General features: G+C 43.0%; 16 protein-coding genes. 8 read left to right on the forward strand and 8 right to left on the reverse strand.

The window, feature by feature from the left end; all coding sequences use genetic code 11:
- Positions 1-117: 117 nt before the first annotated feature.
- The 3 genes from PHF18_RS07730 (at position 118) to PHF18_RS07740 (ending at position 4220) form a co-directional block, all read left to right on the forward strand.
- The gene (locus PHF18_RS07730; RefSeq protein WP_300100702.1) at positions 118-1752 is read left to right on the forward strand and encodes a flippase activity-associated protein Agl23; all 1635 of its coding nucleotides are present in this window, start codon (positions 118-120) and stop codon (positions 1750-1752) included.
- A 262-nt stretch (positions 1753-2014) separates the two neighbouring features.
- Entirely contained in the window at positions 2015-2662 is a 648-nt protein-coding gene (locus PHF18_RS07735) for an HPP family protein (RefSeq protein WP_300100705.1), read from the forward strand.
- A 376-nt stretch (positions 2663-3038) separates the two neighbouring features.
- Positions 3039-4220, forward strand: a complete 1182-nt coding sequence (locus PHF18_RS07740) for a cation:proton antiporter (RefSeq protein WP_300100708.1) — start codon at positions 3039-3041, stop codon at positions 4218-4220.
- A 108-nt stretch (positions 4221-4328) separates the two neighbouring features.
- Here the strand turns inward: PHF18_RS07740 and PHF18_RS07745 are convergent, their stop codons facing one another.
- A complete protein-coding gene (locus tag PHF18_RS07745) occupies positions 4329-7082 on the reverse strand; it encodes a cation-translocating P-type ATPase (protein WP_300100711.1) in 2754 nt (917 codons plus the stop codon).
- Between the two features lie 254 nt (positions 7083-7336).
- On the opposite strand from PHF18_RS07745, the gene PHF18_RS07750 reads away from it, so the two are divergent.
- Positions 7337-8638 (forward strand): NAD(P)/FAD-dependent oxidoreductase, encoded by a 1302-nt coding sequence (locus PHF18_RS07750; RefSeq protein WP_300100714.1) that lies wholly within the window; start codon positions 7337-7339, stop codon positions 8636-8638.
- A gap of 191 nt (positions 8639-8829) precedes the next feature.
- Here PHF18_RS07750 and PHF18_RS07755 read toward each other — a convergent pair whose 3' ends face one another.
- Positions 8830-9042: a hypothetical protein gene (locus PHF18_RS07755; protein ID WP_300100717.1), complete on the reverse strand. Its 213-nt coding sequence runs from the start codon at positions 9040-9042 to the stop codon at positions 8830-8832.
- Here PHF18_RS07755 and PHF18_RS07760 point away from each other — a divergent pair.
- Positions 9032-9301, forward strand: coding sequence for a DUF3303 family protein (locus tag PHF18_RS07760; RefSeq protein WP_048127824.1), 270 nt, complete (start codon positions 9032-9034; stop codon positions 9299-9301). The genes PHF18_RS07755 and PHF18_RS07760 overlap by 11 nt on opposite strands.
- Before the next feature lie 199 nt (positions 9302-9500).
- On the opposite strand, the gene PHF18_RS07765 is transcribed toward PHF18_RS07760, so the two are convergent.
- Positions 9501-10940, reverse strand: coding sequence for an aldehyde dehydrogenase (locus PHF18_RS07765; RefSeq protein WP_300100725.1), 1440 nt, complete (start codon positions 10938-10940; stop codon positions 9501-9503).
- Positions 10941-11360: 420 nt separating this feature from the next.
- On the opposite strand from PHF18_RS07765, the gene PHF18_RS07770 reads away from it, so the two are divergent.
- The 3 genes from PHF18_RS07770 to PHF18_RS07780 all read left to right on the forward strand — a co-directional run bounded on the left by PHF18_RS07770 (position 11361) and on the right by PHF18_RS07780 (position 16182).
- On the forward strand, positions 11361-13526 hold the full coding sequence (locus tag PHF18_RS07770) for a DUF2298 domain-containing protein (RefSeq protein WP_300100728.1): 2166 nt from the start codon (positions 11361-11363) through the stop codon (positions 13524-13526).
- A 300-nt stretch (positions 13527-13826) separates the two neighbouring features.
- Positions 13827-15557: a flippase-like domain-containing protein gene (locus PHF18_RS07775; protein ID WP_300100954.1), complete on the forward strand. Its 1731-nt coding sequence runs from the start codon at positions 13827-13829 to the stop codon at positions 15555-15557.
- A gap of 268 nt (positions 15558-15825) precedes the next feature.
- The gene (locus PHF18_RS07780) at positions 15826-16182 is read left to right on the forward strand and encodes a helix-turn-helix transcriptional regulator (protein WP_300100731.1); all 357 of its coding nucleotides are present in this window, start codon (positions 15826-15828) and stop codon (positions 16180-16182) included.
- A 101-nt stretch (positions 16183-16283) separates the two neighbouring features.
- On the opposite strand, the gene nikR is transcribed toward PHF18_RS07780, so the two are convergent.
- From nikR to PHF18_RS07805, 5 genes are all read right to left on the reverse strand, one after another.
- Complete coding sequence (gene nikR / locus PHF18_RS07785) at positions 16284-16706, reverse strand: nickel-responsive transcriptional regulator NikR (protein WP_300100733.1); 423 nt, start codon at positions 16704-16706, stop codon at positions 16284-16286.
- A 732-nt stretch (positions 16707-17438) separates the two neighbouring features.
- A complete protein-coding gene (gene ftsA, locus PHF18_RS07790) occupies positions 17439-18797 on the reverse strand; it encodes a coenzyme F390 synthetase (RefSeq protein WP_300100736.1) in 1359 nt (452 codons plus the stop codon).
- Between the two features lie 269 nt (positions 18798-19066).
- Positions 19067-19465, reverse strand: coding sequence for a hypothetical protein (locus PHF18_RS07795; RefSeq protein ID WP_300100739.1), 399 nt, complete (start codon positions 19463-19465; stop codon positions 19067-19069).
- A gap of 19 nt (positions 19466-19484) precedes the next feature.
- Positions 19485-19796 carry a carboxymuconolactone decarboxylase family protein gene (locus tag PHF18_RS07800; protein ID WP_300100742.1) on the reverse strand — a complete coding sequence of 104 codons (312 nt, stop codon included), beginning with the start codon at positions 19794-19796 and terminating at the stop codon, positions 19485-19487.
- A 72-nt stretch (positions 19797-19868) separates the two neighbouring features.
- Positions 19869-20465, reverse strand: coding sequence for a hypothetical protein (locus PHF18_RS07805; protein ID WP_300100745.1), 597 nt, complete (start codon positions 20463-20465; stop codon positions 19869-19871).
- Between the last annotated feature and the right edge of the window lie 231 nt (positions 20466-20696).

Raw genomic sequence — 20696 nt, forward strand, 5'->3', positions numbered from 1 at the left:
GCAGATTTGCAAATAACTTAATTTTTACTTCAGCCATGAGGAAGACTATTTCATCCTATTCCTTAAATATACCTATGCCTTATAAGGAGCAGCCATCACCGGAAGGTTTGGAAAACAATGCAGCAAAGTCCAGATAACGACACCGCAAATTCACCGAAGCTCTCTGATCAAAAGTACAGGCTTTTAGGGCTTCTGATCGTTTTTTTTGCCCTTGTCCTCAGACTATTTGAACTTGGAGAGAGGGTTTTCCATCATGATGAAAGCGTACACGCCAGTTTTACCCTCAAACTGCTTGAAACCGGGGAGTACAGTTATAATCCAGCTTACCACGGCCCCTTTCTTTTCCATTCTACTGCAGCAGTCTTCCATTTTCTGGGAATAAACGATACCACAGCCCGCCTGGTCCCGGTCTTTTTCGGAGTGGCAACTATTCTGCTGCTCTTTTTGCTGAAAAAAGAACTGGGGAAGAGTGGAGTTCTCTGGTCAATGTTTCTGCTTGCATTTTCTCCAAGTATGGTCTACTTCTCAAGGTTCTTCAGAAACGATATGATAATTGTGTTCTGCACTCTGGCTGCTGTTGCAGGTGCATTCCGCTATCTCGACAATATTCACAGTTCAAAGCGGTACCCTTACCTTATCCTGACAGCGGCATCTCTTGCCATTGCCGTAACTGCAAAGGAAAATGCATATCTTGTCATACTTATATTCGGGGCTTATGCCGGGATGGGCTTATTATACTGGATTTATTCAAGCTGGAAGAGAGAAAACCTGAGTTTGCAAAAGACCCTTCTTCTAAAAAGTTCGGCTCTTTTATCTTTCCTTCCCGAATTTCTTCTTTCAGGGGCACTCTTCATTTTCATTGTAATGTTTTTTTATACAAGCCTTTTCAGAAACGATATTTCTCTTTTCTCAATCGTAGAAAGGGCTTTTACCCATTGGATGGCAATGCACAGGATAGAGAGGATAGGAGGCCCTTTTTACTACTATATCCCCATCCTTTTTAGATATGAAATTCCGGTTATACTTTTTGGGACTGCAGGATTTTTCCATTTTCTGAATAAGAAAGGAAAAAATGCTTCATTTTTCCTTTTTCTCTGCTACTGGGCATTTACCAGCCTGCTGCTCTACTCCTATCTTCAGGAAAAAGTTCCCTGGCTCGTTGTGCATATCGTCCTGCCCTTCGGAATTCTAGCCGGCGCTTGCCTGGGAGACTTCTTTTCCCGAAATATTGAATCTATAAAGCCGGATCAAGGGCTCCTGGAAGGAAATATAAGCCCCCTGACAGACAAGAAGCCATTTTCCCGGACAGAACACGCCGGAAAAGCCCGCACTTTAACAGCAGTAATTCTGGCGCTCGCCCTTCTATTTTCCCTGGGTCAGTGTATCTCGGTAAATTACTACAGGAGCATGGAACCGGCAGAACTGATGACATATACACAGGCCTCTCCGGATATTCGGGAGCTCATGGTGATGATAGAGGGTTTCAACCGAAGGCCTGAAACTCTAAGGCTTTACGTGATTGACCCGAATAAGTTGTACTGGCCCCTGCCCTGGTATCTGCGGGACTACGAAAAAACAGGTTACTCTTCAAAACCTCCCGCGAGCAGTAAATACGATGCTATTATTGTGCCCATATCCTATGATATGTACAAAGAAATCTCTGCAGAAGAGTACTCCTCTTACAACTTTACCCTGCGTCCGGGAAGAGATTTCACCCTCTATTATAAGAAGACACTTGAAAAGAACGGATAAATCTCGTATAAAAAGAAATTATTCATTTTGAATTGCAGAGGGAAAAGAGAGGAACACATAAACGGAACTATAGGGGCACACAGAAGCGGAAACACAGAAAAACAGAAGCGGCATACAGAAACATAGAAGCGGAATACAGAAACATAGAAGCTGAAACATAGAAGCTGAAACATAGAAGCTGAAACATAGGAAAACAGATCCGAAAGTACCTGAAAACGCAAATTATCTGTAAAAAGAGAAGAGTTCTTAAATGGGGTTTTTTATGGGCAAAATATTCTCTCTGGCAAATAATCTTGCAGGAGGACCCCCCTCTCAAAAAAACAGCAACGAAGGGGGGGAAGAAGAGGAAACAGGAACAGAGAAACAGCTGGAAAAGGTTTCTGAAAAGGGAGAGGAATTACCTGATTCTCCTGAAAGGTATCTGGAAGCCACCCCTACACCCAACCATAATGAAGAATTTTTTGAGAGCTGTCTCTGGATAACAATTAGAGACCTTATGACCAAAGAGGTGGTTACAATCCAGGAAGACACTCCTCTGGAAGAAGTCTTTTCGCTTTTTGGGAAGCTTCCCTACCATACTTTCCCGGTAGTGAATAAGAATAATGAGCTTGTGGGCATTATTGATATTGACATCATTCTTGAAATCCTGCTTTTGTGCCTGGTTCCCAGAGCAAAACATACTCCTCTTACAGCTATAAGGTCTCTTGGAGGAAAAGCGGAAGATGTAATGATAACGCATCCGGTGACAATTCCTCTTGATGCTACACTCAAAGACGCGTCAGACCTGATGATGAAGTACAGGTTTGACCGCGTCTGCGTCAGTGAAAACGGAAAACTGGCAGGAATCATCTCCAAGAAAGATCTTGTAAAAGAGATTTGCAGAAGAAGAAAGAAGGAAAGAATAGAGTAGACAAAAGGAAAGGGTCAATAACCCACTACTAAAAATCGCGGGCATGTAACTTATAACGGAAGTTGATGCATTCCTCCCATGTCTGAAGACACGGGTATCCTGCTTCTTTTTTCATGAAAACGATAAATGAATGCGAGATAGATGAATCCGATAATAAAGTAGAGAATGAATCCGATAATAAAGTAGGAGAATGAATCCAATAATAAAGTAGGAGAATGAATCCAATAATAAAGTAGAGAATGAATCCAATAATAAAGTAGAGAATGAATCCAATAATAAAGTAGAGGGGACAAAACAGAAGGGGCTAAAAGCTCTGGCCAATTCCTGAGAAAAAGGAATTAGGGTTAAAAAAGCAAAGATTGGGGGACTAACAGCAGTGAGTGCTCTGTTTCAGATACTGTTCCTGATTTTCAGTGTGAAAATTCTGGGTGAGGCGGCAGAAAGAGTCGGTGTCCCCTCAGTCATGGGAGAAATCCTGGCAGGTATCTTACTTGGAGCGCTTTTTCTTAACGTAGAAACCGGAGTAATTACTTTCTTTGCCCAGCTTGGAGCTATTTTCCTGCTTTTTACTGCAGGATATAAAGAAGTGAGCTTAAGGGACCTGAAACCCGCAGCATTAGCTGCCCTTGTCCCTACACTTTTTCAGGTAGCCTTTGCCTTTGCTTTCGGTTTCGGGCTTGGAAAGATCTTTGATTTCAGTTTTCTTCAAAGCCTCTTTATGGCAGTTGCTTTTAGCCCTACAAGTATAGGAGTGGTGATCAGGGCCCTTATAGACCTGAACTACCTTTCCAGCAGACCCGGGAAAATAATACTCTCCTCGGCAATCCTGGATGATATTATAGGGATATTTCTGCTCTCTGTGGTGGTTACCTTTGCCCGTTTTAACCGCGCGCCTTCATTTCTGGGTGTTCTTACGATTGCAGGAAAAATTCTGCTTTTTCTGCTGATTATGTATATCCTGGGAAAGTACTTTTTTCCCAGGCTTTTTGTCTACGCTCAGAAAATGCATGCAAAAGAAGCAGTATTTTCCTTTGTGGTTATGGTAGCCCTTTTTTCTGCCTATCTTGCAGAGTTTTTTGAGCTTCATGCAACAATTGGAGCGTTCATAGGAGGGACATTAATTTCGGAAATTCCCCTTGCCAAAATCCAGGATGTGCAGAGCAAAGTAGAAGGACTGGCTTACGGGATATTGATCCCTCTTTTTTTCGCATTCATAGGCTTTTCAATTGACCTGCCCACCCTGGGAAATACAGGCATTTTTGCCCTTCTGGTTGTCCTCTTTGCCCTCTCAGGAAAGCTAATAGGGGGTTTTATAGGGTCAAAAGCCATAGGCTTTGATTTTTATGAAAGCCTTATCTTCGGGATAGGAGTCATGCCCAGGGCAGGGGTAGAACTTGTGGTACTGGCCATAGGCAGGGAGCTGGGGATTATCAACCAGGAAATCTTTTCGGGGATAGTGCTTATGGTGGTTGTATCCATTCTGGTTTCTCCTCCACTTTTGAAGTTTGCGATTCAAACTGAAAGAAAAAAGAAAACCGATAATGGAATAAGAACATGATTGTTTAAAACCGGATGACGAAACGGGGTATGTATGCTAATATCTGGAAAAGGAATGGGAGATGACCTTTTAAGGCAGAGAGCCGAAAAAACTCAATTCCCCTTTTGATCAGTGAGCTCTCCTTGCGTTCAGGTACTTTACAATCTCCATCGAGATGAGTGTGGTGGAAGCTAAAGCCGTTATGCTTCCCAGCTCAGAAAGGGAAAGGGGAACCGTCCTGAAAGCAAATTGAAGGAACGGGACGTAAACCACTATCAACTGCAGAACCACTGTGGTCAGGACAGCGTAGACAAGAGGCTTGTTTGTAAAAAGTCCCAGAGTAAAAACCGAATACCTGTCAGAACGCCAGTTGAAGGCATTGAACATCTCTGAAAAGACCACAAGTGTGAAGATCATAGTCTGCAGTTTCGAAATGGGAACGCCGCTGTTCAGAGCCCAGACTAAAATTATCAATGCCTGGGAAGCTATAAGCCCTCCCAATCCCAGTCCTGCAGTGATTTCACGGCGGGTTATCAGCCCTTCCTCAACGTTTCTGGGCTTCTGTTTCATAAGCCCTCTGTCAGGAGGTTCAACAGAAAGGGCCATAGGCGGGAGCCCATCTGTAATCAGATTGATCCACAGGATCTGTACGGCAAGCAAAGGCAGGATCTGCCAGCCCAGAATTGCTATAAGGACAATCAGGACTTCTCCTATATGGGCTGTGAGCCCGTATGTGATGAAATTTTTTATATTTTTAAATATATTTCGTCCTTCTTCAACTGCCGAGACAATGGACGCAAAGTTATCATCGGCCAGGATCATACTTGAGGCTTCTTTGCTTACATCCGTGCCTGTAATGCCCATTGCTATGCCCATATCCGCAGCTTTCAGAGCAGGAGCATCATTTACCCCATCTCCGGTCATCGCCACAACATGGCCTTTCTTTTTTAGAGCTTCTATCACCCTCAGTTTATGGATAGGGTAGACTCTGGAGTAAACCGAGACCTTTTCAACTTTGTCTTCAAATTCACTCTCATCAAGACTGTCAAGTTCTGAACCAGTAAGAGTGAGATCGTTTTCTTTCAAAATTCCAAGTTCTCGCGCAATCGCAGCTGCTGTAACTTTATGGTCTCCTGTTATCATTACAGTCTTGATGCCGGCATCCTCACAGGTCTTGATTGCAACTTTTACTTCTTCTCTGGGAGGGTCTCTCATGCCAATTAACCCTGAAAAGACCATGTCTTCTTCGATCTTCTCTGCAGGGATTTCTCCGAATGAAACTTTTTCGGGAGAGAAGCCTTCTTCAAGTGGACGGAATGAAATAGCCATAACCCGAAGCGCCTGATTCGCAAGCTCCTTAACCTGCTCGGAGATCTCCCGCGCCTGCTCGGAGGTTAAAGCTTTCATTTCGCCGTTTTGGAAAATCTTTGTACATGAGGCAAGGATGACCTCGGGAGCCCCTTTTGAAAAAGTTACAAGCTCGGAATTAAGAACGTTTCCCGGATTGTCTTCCAGTTTATTGAAGGTAGTCATTCTCTTACTTTCGGAAGAGAAAGGTATTTCTCCAAGCCGCGGATATTTCCGGTCAAGTTTGGATTTTTCAAATCCAGCCTTTGCCGCAGCAACCACCAGAGCTGCTTCTGTTGGGTCTCCTGTAATTTTCCATCCGTCTTCTTCATAAAGGTTTGAATCGTTGCAGAGAGCAGCCCCAAGCAAAAGAATCCTAAGGTGTGTATCGTCTTCCGGTACTTCTGAATCTCCTTTTATAAATTTTCCCTCAGGATCATACCCGTTTCCTGTGACCTTGAGGATCTGCCCGTTAACATATATCTTTTCAACTGTCATTTTGTTCTGCGTCAACGTGCCTGTTTTGTCAGTACAGATAACATCTGTAGCCCCGAGTGTTTCTACGGAAGGCAGTTTTCTTACAAGGGCATGCCTTTTGACCATGCGCCTTACTCCAAGCCCGAGCCCTACTGTCACAACCGCAGGAAGGGCTTCAGGGATAGCGGCAACTGCAAGCGCAACCCCCCAGAGAAACATCTCAAGAGGGGGAAAGCCGGATAAGACGCCGAGCACTGCAACAAAAGCTACAATTACAAGGGTTGCCCCGCCAATCCATCTTCCGAATTTATCAAGGCTTTCCTGTAAAGGGGTTCTGGACCTTTCTATTGTTCCTAGAAGCCCGGCAAGTTCTCCAAAAGAGGTTTTCATGCCTGTTGCCGTGATAACAGCCTTTCCTCTTCCGTAGACAACTGCAGTCCCTGCGTAGGCCATGTTCTTCCTGTCAGCTCCCGAAGTGGCTGCAGGCAGAGAACCGGTAATTTTCTGGACAGGCACGGATTCCCCGGTGAGCGAGGATTCGTCCACTTTAAGGTTGAACTCTTTAATTATCCTGGCATCTGCAGGAATACGGTCCCCTGTTTGAAGCAGAATAATGTCCCCTGGAATCAGTTCTGTTGAGGGGATCTTTTTTTCAGTCCCGTTCCTTATTACAACTGCTTCCGGAGACGTCAGGGATTTGAGAAGCTCAATTGCTTTTTCGGCTCTGTACTCCTGCACAAAACCAAGAACTCCGGCAAGAAATACAGTAAATAAAATCACTATTGCGTCAATGGCTTCCCCAAGTAAAGCCGAAATAATGGAAGCAACTATCAGGATAAAAATTAAAATGCTTTTAAATTGTGATAGAAAGAGTCGAAAGATAGAGATTTTTTCTTTTTCTTTAAGCTCGTTTTTCCCATACTCTCCCAGTCTTTTTTCAGATTCATCGGAGCTCAGCCCTTCCTCTGATGTCCCCAGTTCCTCAAAAACCGAGCTAATTTCCTGATCGTAGTACACCCTGACCCTCGCCTCTTTGTAATCAGATCGCTCTGAACTCAATATGTCCTGTGTTATAATATAAATTAGTTTAATGTATATATAGCGGTTATACATTATAGCGGTTAGACATATCGATATTTAAAGGGGTTTTATGTAATTTGGAGTCCTGCAAAACCTTTTCTGGAAAAAAGATGTGGAATCTATCACGTTTCTCTAGAATCTATCACGTTTCTCTATATCGGAATTTCAGGGTTGTAAAGCCCAATTCTCAACAATCAGCTTATAAATTCAATGAATAGAGGGAAAAAGTATCCATGAAGATAGTAATAATCGGAAGCGGACTTGCCGGTCTGTCAGCAGGTTACAGGCTCTGTAAAGCTAACAAAGTAATAGTTTTTGAAAAAGATCCTGATATCGGAGGAATGGCAGCAAGCTACTGTCTGGAACACTCCGGAAAAAAATACTTTATTGAAAGGTACTATCACCATATATTCAGGAGTGATTCGGAACTTCTTGCCCTTATAAGGGAACTTGGGCTTGAAAAGCAGATGCTGTGGCTTGAAGCAAAAAACGCCTATTTTGTGGATGGCAAAAATTATCCCATGAACACTCCAGTCGAGATCTTACACTTTAGCCCTCTTTCTATTTTTGACCTGGTAAAACTTGGCTTGCTGGTCTTCAGGATAAGACTGATAAAAGACACGGTGGCCTATGATCAAATAAAGGCAAAGGACTGGATTCTCGATACTGCCGGAAAGTCGGTGTATGAAAACTTTTTTGCTCCCCTTATGAAAAGTAAATTCGGAGACAATGCCGAAAATGTTTCTGCTGCCTGGTTGATCGGGCGAGTGAAAATAAGGTCGGATAGGGGAAAAGAAGGAGAGAAGCTGGGGTACATGAGAGGGGGTTTTAATTCCCTTATAGAAGCCCTGGCAGGGGAAATAACTGCAAATGGGGGAGAGATTCACACAAGTAAGGAAGTAACGGAAATTGTGATCAAAGACAATGCCGTACAGGGAGTGGTAGTTGGCGGGGATTTTATAGCCTGCGATGCAGTTATTTCAACTGTAGAACCAAAAATACTGGATGCAATCACCGGAGGCAAGCTTGGGACCCTTCATAACTCTTTAAAAAATATCCGTTATCAAGGGACTGCTTGTGCTTTGATAGGGCTTGACAGACAGCTTATGGAAGATGGGAATTACTGGTTGAACATAAAAGCCGATGTGCCTTTTGGAGCCGTAATCGAGCACACTAATTATTTGCCTTTTGAAGACTATGGGGAACATCTGGTCTATGTGACGTCCTATTTCCAGGACGAAAAGAGTGCTCTCTGGACTCAAAAAGAAGAACGTATCATTGATTCTTATCTTAGAGGGCTCGAAAAAATGTTTCCCGGATTCTCAAGAGAGGAGGTCCACTGGACGAAACTCTACCGTAGAATAGATACCGCTCCTGTATATGAACAGGGGTATCTTAAAAATGTGCTTCCTTTTGCGGCAGGCCCATCCGGACTCTACCTTGCAGGTATGTTCTCTTCAACCAACTATCCGGAAAGGAGTCTGAACGGCTCGGTAAAAGCCGGGTTTGAATCCGCTGAACTGCTGATAAAATAAATATAAAATTATGTATATTAATGAAACTGTTTCTCTCAAAACAATCCCTTCGGACGAACTATTATATAGTCTGAGGGATAATATTCTACTGTCTGTGCCTGCAGAACTTCTTTCTGCACGGCAACCTGTCTTACCGGATTTGTCACTCGTGGGGATTTAGGAGTGGCAGATAAAGGAGAGGCGGAGAAAACTTAAAAAACGTTTTGAATTTCTGCCGTAAACTGTCTTTTTGGAGGCACACAGGTCATACCTGTAAGGGAATGGCAGAGGGGGACACACATGTTTTCCTTAAGGCTGAGCTCTCTAAAAAGAACCCGGACGCTGAACAAAAGCTGCCTGAGCTTCCGGAAATTGGTAAGGGTGGCATAAAAATAATAAAAGGAGTGGTAAAATATGTTATTCATGGACGTTAGTACCTGGGACCCCTCGGATCGTGATAGGATCCTTGAACACTTCGCGAAAATGGAAATTCCTGAAGGAATTGATGTAATCAACCAGTGGGTTGACCTTTCCGGAAACCGCTATTACATTCTCTACGAAGCAGAAAGTTCTGAGGCTTACGGAGCCTTCAACCTGCCATGGTCCGACATCTGCATGATTGACAGCGTTCCTGTAATGGAAACCTCCGAATTCATGCAGCTTCTGCCCAAGTACAAAAAATAAACGGCAAAAATTATACTTCAGTTTTCTTAAAGAAATTCGGTGAGTCGGTTAATGAAGGCTCACTGAAGATCTTTATTTCCTATTTTCAAATAAGGACTTTTTTAACACTTAGCTTTAACACTTAGCCTTAACACTTAGCCTTAACACTTAGCCTTAACACTTAGCCTTAACACTTAGCCTTAACGCGTAGTCTTTACATTCAGGTTTTTAACATTATGGTTTTTGTCTCCAGATATTCAGAAAGGGCGTCGGGTCCATTTTCCCTTCCAAAACCACTCTCTTTAACCCCTCCAAAAGGAACTTCAGGAGCTATCTTCATGTGCTGGTTGACCCATATAATGCCTGCATTTAACTGTTCACACCCTGTTCGTGCCCGGTCTAAATCTTTTGTCCAGATAGAAGCACCAAGCCCGTAACTGGTACTGTTTGCCTCCTCTATTGCCTCATCCAGGTCTTTTACCGTGACCATGGGCAGTAAAGGGCCAAAAACTTCCTCTTTCAAAAGTCTGGAGTCCCCTGGTACATCTGAAACAAGGGTCGGCTCAAAGAAGTACCCTTTATCAGAACCTTTGAACGCAGGTACTTTTCCTCCGGTAATTATCCTGCCTGAATCCTTCTCCTCAATTTCAGATGTGAGCTCTTTTATATATTCCCACTGATGGCGATTGTTAAGAGGCCCTATACTGGTATTTTTCTCCAGCCCGTTTCCTATTCTTAAGCTCCGAATGCCTGTTTCAAGCTTTTTTGTGAATTCTTCAGCTATGGATTCAAAAACATAAAGCCTCTTGACAGCGGTACAGGTCTGGCCGCAGTTGTAAAACCTCCCTCTCAGGGCTCCGGCAGCAGCACTTTCAAGATCGGCATCGTCACACACAAGCATAGGGTCACTTCCTCCCAGCTCAAGAGTAACCCTTTTCATCCCGCGGGCTGCAAGTTCAGCTACTCGTTTTCCGGTTCTGGCTTCTCCTGTGAAAGAAATTTTTCTTACATCAGGGCTGCGAACAAGACCTTCTCCTGCTGTTTCACCCGGGCCTGTGACCACATTCAACACACCTGCAGGCAGCCCGGCTTCCCCAAATATAGAAGCCAGATTCAGGTTTGTAAGGGGAGTGTTACTTGCCGGCTTCAGCACAAAAGTATTCCCGGAAATCAGAGCCGGGGCAATTTTCCAGCCCATAATCAGAGCAGGCATGTTCCAGGGAATTATGGCTGCACAGACCCCAAGAGGGTTTTTTACGGTAAAAGCATACCCATTTCCCGGGACCGGGATGAAGTCCCCTCGCAGACTGCCTGCAAGTCCGCAGTAATATTCAAGGACGTGTGCAAAACCTTCTATTTCATTTCTGGCTTCTGCAAGAGGCTTTCCCTGTTCCTGCGTAAGCAGGGCAGCTAGCTCATCCTTCCTCTGTCGGACAATTTCTGCAGTCCTGTAAAGAACTCCTCCCCTCTGCTGTGGAGATGCGGCAGCCCAGCCGGCGAACGCTGATGAAGCAGCTTCGACCGCTGCAGCCACGTCCTCTTCCGTGCCCCTGGGGACCTGCTCTATAAGTTCCCCTGTTGCAGGATTTTTAACCCCAAAAAACTCGCCTCCGCATGCTTCTACAGCTTTTCCGTTGATCTGCATTTTCATAGCTACCATTATTTGCAAAGATCTATTTTAAGCTAACAAAGCGTTTTATATCTTTAAAATAATAGTTATAAAGTCCAATGCGAAGACTATAGCGAAAGTAAAACGAAAAACAAATTCTCGTTCGACAGAAATATAAGTATATTTACAAATCACATAGTATCAAATATGGGATCTTCTGGCAGATTCGAATGCAGGATCTTCTGCCAGATTAAAACAAAGGAATTTATAAAATACTTATTATAAAAGTGTCAAAGTGGCTTTAGAGGCGAGACTCTTCTGGGAATAGGGGTGTGACTCCAGATGAGCTTGTATGGGATAAAGATACTTCCTGAACGACATTTTGCAGGATGTAATGTTTTGAGTTTACTTCCCGAGCTGCAATTTTTCAGTAGCTAAAAAAATGAATTTCACAGGCAGGTACAGATAACAGTGTCAGATTACCTTCAATTACTTCTATGGTTTTTTCTTGTCGAAATCCTGGGCTTGATTGCAATTCCACTTGCTGGAAATGCTGGAAACAGGCTGGCTGACAGGGGCATTTCTGCATCAAAAACTCTGGGAATTATACTTGTAGCCTATTTTTCCTGGATCTTTTCTTACATCTGGGGTTTTAACCGCAACACAATTCTTATCTCTATTCTTGTTCTTTGCATCCTATCAATTATCCTTTATCGGAAACAGAGAATTTTCCCGAAAGGAAAGGCTTTGCTCGTCAATGAACTCGTGTTCTTCGCAGGTTTCTTTTTTTTCTTGCTCGTACGCATGCACCTTCCGGAAATATATATGCACGAGAAATTTATGGACTTTGCTTTTTTAAATGCAGTAATAAGGACTTCCTCTTTTCCTCCGGCAGATCCCTGGTTTGCAGGTGGGTTTCTGGATTTTTACTATTATTTTGGGTATCTTTCCGTGGGTACTCTGGGAAAACTCAGTGCTGTCAAACCGACCATACTTTTTAATCTGGCAGTTGCCCTTACTTTTGCTCTTTCCTTCAATCTCTTTTTCGGCATAGGGTATAACCTTACCCACGGGAAAATTAAGTATGGATTCCTTACTGCTGGGGCGGGGATGCTGCTTGGAAATTTGCAGGGACTTATAGAATTTGTATCCATGTATGTCCTCAAGGTGCAGGTTGCAAGAGGATACTACTGGAGCAGTTCGAGGGTTATTCCTTTTACGATAAACGAGTTTCCCTATTTCACTTTCATACACGGAGACCTGCACTCTCATATGCTTGCAATCCCGTTTCAGTTGCTTGTACTGGTATTTCTCCTGAATATATATCTCAGGATAAGTGAGAACTCAATCTTTGAAAACAGCCTGGCATTTATGACATTTTCAATAGCTCTGGGTTTTTTATTCCCATCCAACTCCTGGGACTTCCCTGTGTACTTCAGCCTGGCACTTTTTATTATCTTTGCATTTTATTACGGGCATTATATTCGTAATAAAAATTTATTCGGATCCATTGCAGGATTTTCCGGAGCAGTCCTTCTCGTTTCTGTCTTCAGCTTCCTGCCATATTTGCCCTTTTATCTGTCCTTTAATCCTCAGGCGGCAGGAGGATTTGATTTTGTTGTGCCGGAACTCAGGACAACGATTGATAAATTCCTTATCCTTTTCGGACTTTTCCTGTTTTTAATCTTCTCTTTCCTTGTAACCCGCCTGGAATCCAGACGACAACTCGGAGTTTTTGTCCTTTCTGTTGGAGCATCAGCACTGCTTTCTTCGATATGGTCTATTCCCCTGCTTGCGGTTCTTTTTCCCCTACTTGCCCTTTCTCTGTTTTCGTTCCTGAAGGATCTTCCGGAAAGAAGCGCGGCAGGATTTATATTTCTTCTAATAGCAACAGTCGCCTTCATTGCCCTGATCTGTGAAATTATTTACCTTGACGATCCCATTTCAGGCGATTTCGCCCGTATGAATACAGTATTCAAATTTTACATGCATTTATGGATTTTCCTTGCTATTGCAGCCTCTTATTCATACTATGAACTTCATTTTCGTTTCTGGGGCGGGTCTGAAAATAGAATGCTTTTGAAGGGAACTTATGTAAAAAAAGCATGGGCAGTTGTACTTATGCTACTGGTTATTTCCTGTGCCTTTTTTCCTGTAGTATCAACCTTTACAAGAATAAAAGATATGAATGCCGAGCCTACCCTTGATGGAATGGAGTACATGAAGGAACTGGACAGGGGAGATTACAATGCCATACAATGGTTGCAGGAAAATATTGAAGGATCTCCGGTAGTCCTTGAAGCTTCTAAAGATGATAGCAGTTACAGGTATACGTCCAGGGTCTCTGCAAATACCGGGCTCCCTACAGTCATCGGGTGGGCAAGACACGAGCGGTTCTGGGGAAGAAACCACAAAGAAGTAGAAAAGAGGATAACAGATGTTCGCTCAATTTATTCCACTGGCAATGAAAAGAGAACCCTGGAGCTTATGGATAAATATAACGTAAGCTATGTGTATATCGGCAAACTTGAACGGCAGACGTATCACGTAAAACTGGATAAATTTGAGAATGAAACCTATTTTGAACCGGTTTACCGGGATACAGTCACAATATATAAATTAAAGAAAGGTGTGTAAAAGAGGAAAATTAAAGAAAGGTACTTAAAAGAGAATATTATATTTGTCTATTTTCAGAGAAAAACTGGCTCATGAGAAAAAATCATGGTTTAGATCAGATATATCATTTATTTCAGTATCCTAAACATTGTTTCATAAATACTTTTCATAAATACGCTTTAAAACAGGTTCCACAAATATATTATAAACATAATATTTATTTGAATATGTGGACATACCTGTGAATACAGTCCAGCATAAATACCCTATTATTATCATAAACGTTAAGAGGTTGTTCGTATAACCAGCGTCTCGGTAGTTCTGCCCGCTTACAATGAAGCCGCTAGAATAGAAAATACAGTCTCGATAACAGCAGAGACCCTTTCAAAGATAACTGATTCTTTTGAGATCATCATAGCAGAGGATGGAAGCACGGATGGTACGGACCGGATAGCTTCACGTCTTTCGGAACAGTATTCTTATGTCAAACACCTGCATTCCGATGAGCGGCAGGGTAGGGGAAGGGCCCTTAACAGGGCTTTTAAGGCAGCCTCAGGAGAGGTGCTCTGCTACATTGATGTGGATCTTGCAACAGATATGAGTTATCTGGAAAAACTGGTCAGAGCTGTAAGTACGGGTGGCTATGACTTTGCCACCGGTTCGAGAATAATGCCCGACAGCGATGCAAAAAGACCTTTCAAGCGGGAGTTTGCTAGCAGAGGATACAACTCCCTTGTGCGGCTTTTTTTGCGTTCAAAACTCTATGATCACCAGTGCGGTTTTAAGGCTTTCAGGAGAGGTGCACTCTTCGATTTGCTCGATGGAATTGAAAATCAGCACTGGTTCTGGGACACTGAATTGCTGGTCCGAGCTCAGCACCGGGGATACAGGGTTCTGGAGTTCCCTGTCTACTGGAGGCACGGAGGATCAAGCAAGGTCAATTTAGTAAAGGATGTTCTTGGAATGGGGTCTGAGATTTTCCGCCTCTGGTGGGAACTCTTTTTTCCGGGTTTCTTTTCCGGAAAAGGGAAAATTTTCTTAACAGCTTCTCTAGCACTTCTAATTCTTGCACTTGCTGCAACTTTTCTGGGCGTTTCCGATGTTCTGGAAAATATCAGGCATGTGTCCCTGGGCACCCTGGTTCTTTCTTCTCTTGTTTACTGCGTTTCCTGGCCGTTTCGGGGTATTCGTTTCCAGCAGATCCTTAATAGGCTTGGAAGCCATTACGGGCTTGGATTCCTTACAGGAAGTATTTTCATCAGCCAGTCTGCAAATGTGGTCCTTCCTGCACGAATAGGGGACCTGAGCAGGATGTATATCCTGAAAAAAAGTAAAGATCTTGCCCTTACAACAAGCCTTTCCGCTCTGACCATCGAAAGGGTCTTTGACATAATTGCAATTACCTTCATTGCCATATTTGCTTCTTCAAGTGTAGCTTCCAGGTTTGAACTTGCTTCCTGGATGGAGTCCCTGATTCAGTTTTCAGGGCTTGCAGTTCTCCTTTTCTTTGCAGCTCTCTTTGTATTGTCTTTTCGAGAAAGCCGCAGGAATAAGAGAGGTGGGAAAAAGGATTCTGTAAGTTCTTCCGGTGAACCTCTTCATAAAATAAAACAGTTTGTATCCACTTTTATCCACCAGATGAGCGTTGTTGCTGTCCGTCCCGGAGCGTTTGTTGCAGTTATTACATTTTCTCTTCTTTTATGGGGTATGGATATCCTTACCTGTTTTCTGGTTCTGAAATCCATTCCTTCAACTGGGGTAGATATGTATTCAGTGTCCACCATATCCCTGATCTTCCTGGCGGTAGCTCTTGGGAACATTGCAAAAACTTTTCCTATCACTCCTGGAGCTATAGGGACATATGAGGTTGCCCTTACTGCCGTGTTCGGGCTTGGAGGAATCAGGCCGGAAATAGGGTTTACAGTCGCTGTGCTTGACCACATAATAAAGAACTCGATCACATTGATTGGAGGCGGGTTCGCCCTCTCGGGACTCGGGCTCAGGTGGAGAGAGATTCTTTCAACGAATACCGATACACTGAAAGGGATGTGATAGCCTGAAACAAAATCTCAGCAAAAATGGTGCCGATTAAGTTCTTCAAGAGTGAAATGGGAGGGGGGCTCAACTCCAGTCCTAATATATGGGCAACAATAAATATAAGGGAATTTAAAAATGAAAAAGAAGTAAGGGAATTTTAAAAATGAAACCGAAGCTAATTTAAGACCGGAATAAATAATTGGAAGCTTTATCCAGAGTTAAATTAACGACCGCATGCTTTGCCTTAATCGATGTTTAAGTGCAAAAGATCTGAGTGGAAGAAATGTCTGAAAGAAAAATAATCGAAGTTCGGGATGCTTATTCCCTGCCGGAAGATGTGCTCGAGGCTGTTCACAGGGCACTGAACGAAGACGTTGAAAATATCGTAAGTCTGTTCAAGGTTCTTGCAGATCCGACCCGCCTGAGAATTCTTAAAGCCCTCGAAGTCCAGAGCCTCTGCGTCTGCGTCCTTGTTGAAGCTACGGACCAGAAGCACTCTGCACTTTCTTATCACCTCAAGCTCTTAAAGGAAGCAGGGCTCGTGGACTCCAGGAGAGAACGCAGTTTCCAGATCTACGACCTTACTGAATTTGGAAACCTGCTCCTGAAGCATATTGAAAAACACTTTGAACAAAACTAACTTGAGTGGATGGGGGGCTTTTTCCATTTAATAGTTCTGAGTCCCACAACACTCTATCTTAATTCTGTCTGTGTGTGGATTCGTATTCTTGAAGGATAATATTAGATTTTCTCGTTTGAGGATACCGTTGTGAGCTTTGAGAACTTTACTCCTTTAAGAGACATTATAGCTTCAGCAAGCTCTTTTATCTCTTCGCCTTCCCCATCCAGAACGATTACTTCAAAACAGTTGTCGTGGTCCAGGTGGATGTGCACGGAGGACTTAATCAGGGGAGAGTATTGGTGCTGGATGTCTGCAAGGGCGTTTGAAAGCCCACGCTTTGTGTGGTCATATATAACAGCAACAGTCCCTACACGATGACCTTTAATGTCACCCATCCACTCGTAGTAAGAAATGTAACTTCTGATGGCGTCCCTTATGCCTTCTGAACGGGAAGAGTAACCTCTTTTTTCAATAATCTCATCAAATTTATTAAGAAGTGTGTCGGGCAGGGATACCCCTATCCTCATAAGTTCTGTTTCCATCGTATCACCAGGTAATTTGCAATTTATCCGAAAGATATTACATTAAGTTATTGTAAGTATTACTATATATGTTTTATTCACTTGTTAATTTATATAAAAGAGTTGTATTCATATGTTAATTCATCCCTCAGTATATTAATGTTTGGGAACTATAATACTTAGCATATATGTAAGGGGCAAAGCGTCCATAAAAAAATAAAAGAGACAAAAAGAAATAAAAAATAAACACAAAAGGAAAAGAATTTAAAAAAAATAAATAAGCAAAACGGTTAAAGGAAACTTATTAAGTTATGCCGGCATAAAATACTAAACCATACAAAAACAAAAACTAAAAAAGAATTCATAAAGAATTAAAAAAGTTAAACGAAACCAGAAAGTCATTGAAAATATAGTTTTATTTTTTCCTTTAAACTCTCGATGTCCGTTAATGTCCGTTATTTCCTATAATCCTGCTTTCGGCAGGTCGACATAAAAATCCATTCAATTATTCTGTTGATATCGTTTTTTTCAGAACTTTTGAAATTCAATTTAAATCAAAAATTGCTAAATGTTAACCATAACATAATTAATATATATTTGTGGTAAATGCGATAAATGTCAAATCATGTTGGATATATAGTCCGTATGATATTGGTTTTTAAGTGAACCTGCAAAAAATAACAATTAAGGATATTTAGATGTTAGACTGTGCTTGCTGCCGAATGTAGGTATAATATGTCCGTTACTTTCCGGTTATCGTCTGTCCACGAGCCTCTTCGGTCTTCCCTTTATCTTGTAAAGCTCAAGCCCTCTGGGACCCGTGAAGTTGAAAAGGATCTTGAAAGTATCGTCTTCATAAGCCCTGGAAAGAGGATGTTTATATTTAAGGAAAGAGCGGATGAAGTTTTCTTTTATAAGGTCTCTGTCACAGGTATCGGGGTTTTCGCATTCCATACTGACCCTCAGTATGGTTTCTCCTTCATCTTCTCCGCCGTAGAGAAATGCTTCATACTCTCCTGTCAGGTAGTCCATATTCCCACTCTGGAAGACCCCCCTTTCCACGTCTACACGGTTAAAAGGAGTTCCTTCTATCCAGAAAGTTTCAGCCTCTCGCTGTGGAGTCATGATTTTCATATGCGTCCTTCCGCAAGAGCAGGTTTTGCGGGTGAGCACGACAGTCGTGTCATCAGTATCGTAGTTTAAGAGAAGGTTTCCTGCTTTTGCCCCAACAGGCAGAAGAGTGCTCAGGACAATCCTTCCACAATCCCCGTCAGGCACGAAGTTCTTCAGGTGCGGGTCGTAAACATCAAGATGGACGACATCCTCGGGAACATGGAGCCCTGTAATTTCACTGCATTCCCCGCACATCGTCCCTTCCGTGCTCCCATAGGTGTTGTACACAGGACAGCCCCAGATTTCCGAGAGATAATTTCTGGACTCGTCTGCAAAGGACTCTCCTCCAACGACAAGTTTGTTTATCCCGGATTCTTCAGGGACGAGTCCCTCAGCCTTCATCCTTTTGGCAAGGTTCAGGAGCTTAAAGACGCTGCCCACTATGCCTGTCGGCTTGTAGGCTTCAATGATGCGCAGGGGAAAAGTGCATTTACCCTCAGGGATGATGCTCATGCCCAGCTGCCTGGCAGCAAGGGTCATGGTGTTTGCCCCCACATTCATGCCGTAGGAAGCACAGATAACGACCCTGTCTCCAGGCCCGAAACCCTGAGACCTGAAAATCCGGGCGTATTTTTCTGCATAGCGTTCCCAATCCTCCCAGGTAAGGAAAAAGCTCTTTGGGGTCCCGCTCGTGCCGCTGGTCTCATGGATGGTGAAAACATCTTCCCAGCCCACGCTTTTGAACATAAAATCCTTCATCTCAGGGGGCTGGTTTTCCCGGATAGTCTTTCCAGATATTACGGGAAGCTCCTGGAGGTCTTCATGGGCTTTAATGTCTCCGGGCTTTATCCCATGCTTTTCAAACCATTTCCTGTAGAAAAGAGAATTTTCGGCTGCATATTTTACCGTGTAACGTACACGTTCCTCAATGAGAGCATCAAGCTCTCCCCTCTCCATAGTTTCGATTTCAGGGTTAAAGTAAGGTTTTGAAATGTCCATCACATTGCACCCCCATTGAAATATCTGTCTGGAAGAAAAGCCTGTTAATTATAGAATTCCAAATATGAATTTGGTCTTCAATTATGAAACAGTTTTGGGTAGAGGATTGCCAGGAGGAAATTAATCATAAATATTTCAGGTTGGAGCCCGGGCTGTAAAAAAACGGCTATGCAAAACCTTAAAAGCTCCACTGTTGCAACTCAGCGTTCGGAAGGAGTTGCTGAAATTTATTTTTAAAAGGTAAAAAAGGAAATAAACTTATTTTAAATTTATTTATCCCCAAAAGGCACAAGATATACGCCATTTGCTCTTTTTTGTCCCTTTACCAGCTCACAGTGCCTGAGGAGTGCAAACTGGTTTTCGGTTTCTCGTGGAGATATCCCAAATTTTTCTGCAATTTCTTCCTTTTTTGCCCCGCCCCGGGAAACAATGAATTCATAAATGGCTTTTTGCAGGTCTGTAAGGCCGTCAGTTCCTTCAAGCCCGGCTTCTTCCCTGAATATTTTTTTGGAGCGCACTGCCCAGGGGTTGCATGCCTGGATTTTATGGTGCCCCTCTATATAGCAATCCTCACAAAAAACCTTGCCTTCGTCTTCTATACTGTCTTCTCCTGTCAGTTCACGTCCGCAGGCCGCACACTTAGCAGGGCTGGTTATTTCTTCTGCCATCTTTTATCCCTCCAGAGTTTTATACATCCAGTTCATCCAGAATTTTGAGAACAACTACTGACCCGTAAGCTACGGCAGGTCCTCCTGCCATCAGTATTGCAGTGCTTACAGCCTCCAGGATCTCTTCCCGGGTCGCTCCCATTCTTACAGCTTCAGGAACGTGCTTCCAGAGGCAGTACTCACAGCGCAGGGCAACTGAAATCCCTACCATCATTATCTCTTTTGTTTTTGCGCTTAAAGCCCCGTCCTTGACGACTTCGGAATGAAGCCCCATAAGAGCTTTCATTACTCCCGGGATTTCCCCGGCCATTGCTTCCATCCTTTCATTCATATCGATTTTTTCGGTCGTGTTATCACTTCCTGAATACACAAAATTTAAGGTACCCAAAATTTAAGGAATAATTTAAGAATCAAAAGGCACCATGTACATTTCTTCTCCCATTTTTCTCCACTTTAAAAGCTCGCAGTGTCTCAGTATTGCAAGCTGATTCATGGTTTCCTGCAGCGTGAGCTCGAAAAGCTTCGAGGTTTTTTCAGGGGTTGCACCCCCTTCTGTAAGGATAAAATCATAGATTTCTTTTTGCAGTTCTGTTAGTCCGGCTGTCCCTTCAAACCCGTGCTGTTTTCTGAAGAGCTTCTTTGAACGCACTGCCACAGGGTCTGCAAACTTTATTTTTTGGTGCCCTTCCAGATAGCAGTCTTCACATATTGCCCGCCCGTTATCTTTTACGCATTCGTTTTCTGCAACTTCTTTGCCACAACCCGGACATATTACGAAATAGTGGATATTCGGGTCAAGCTCGCGGTTACCTGCTTTATTCGTTTTTATAAGGCCGTGAAACTCCAGATAACCTACTATTTCGTAAACAGTTGACCTTGATAATCCATATCCGGTTTTTGCCTTCTTGATAACATCCCGAATATGGAATCCACGCTCGGTTTGAACCTCTTTAATGCATTCAAGGATCCCTATTTCGTCTTCATCCAGAACAAGCATCATTATAATCTCCGGAGCTAAAGCCCATCCAGATTCAGTATTAATAAGGCAACGTTATAAAGAAGGACTCCAGGTCCCGAACAGCTCCAAAACACTGGACTTTTACGCTGGACCTTTTTTGGTTTCCCATCAAATCCTATTTTTGAACCGTGTTCTCTTCAATAGTTCGTTTCTCTATCTATTTGACACTAATTGTATATAATAATTACGATATCATTAAATATAATATCACTA

Source organism: Methanosarcina sp. (assembly GCF_028693135.1).
In the GTDB taxonomy this organism is placed as follows: domain Archaea; phylum Halobacteriota; class Methanosarcinia; order Methanosarcinales; family Methanosarcinaceae; genus Methanosarcina.

Bases quoted from the DNA above. Each gene is read 5' to 3' on its own strand.
- PHF18_RS07735 (WP_300100705.1), top strand. From the start codon at position 2,015: ATGGGCAAAATATTCTCTCTGGCAAATAATCTTGCAGGAGGACCCCCC.
- PHF18_RS07750 (WP_300100714.1), top strand. From the start codon at position 7,337: ATGAAGATAGTAATAATCGGAAGCGGACTTGCCGGTCTGTCAGCAGGT.
- PHF18_RS07730 (WP_300100702.1), top strand. From the start codon at position 118: ATGCAGCAAAGTCCAGATAACGACACCGCAAATTCACCGAAGCTCTCT.
- PHF18_RS07780 (WP_300100731.1), top strand. From the start codon at position 15,826: ATGTCTGAAAGAAAAATAATCGAAGTTCGGGATGCTTATTCCCTGCCG.
- PHF18_RS07760 (WP_048127824.1), top strand. From the start codon at position 9,032: ATGTTATTCATGGACGTTAGTACCTGGGACCCCTCGGATCGTGATAGG.
- PHF18_RS07765 (WP_300100725.1), bottom strand. From the start codon at position 10,940: ATGGTAGCTATGAAAATGCAGATCAACGGAAAAGCTGTAGAAGCATGC.
- PHF18_RS07755 (WP_300100717.1), bottom strand. From the start codon at position 9,042: ATGAATAACATATTTTACCACTCCTTTTATTATTTTTATGCCACCCTT.
- PHF18_RS07795 (WP_300100739.1), bottom strand. From the start codon at position 19,465: ATGGCAGAAGAAATAACCAGCCCTGCTAAGTGTGCGGCCTGCGGACGT.
- PHF18_RS07800 (WP_300100742.1), bottom strand. From the start codon at position 19,796: ATGAATGAAAGGATGGAAGCAATGGCCGGGGAAATCCCGGGAGTAATG.
- nikR (WP_300100733.1), bottom strand. From the start codon at position 16,706: ATGGAAACAGAACTTATGAGGATAGGGGTATCCCTGCCCGACACACTT.
- ftsA (WP_300100736.1), bottom strand. From the start codon at position 18,797: ATGGACATTTCAAAACCTTACTTTAACCCTGAAATCGAAACTATGGAG.
- PHF18_RS07805 (WP_300100745.1), bottom strand. From the start codon at position 20,465: ATGATGCTTGTTCTGGATGAAGACGAAATAGGGATCCTTGAATGCATT.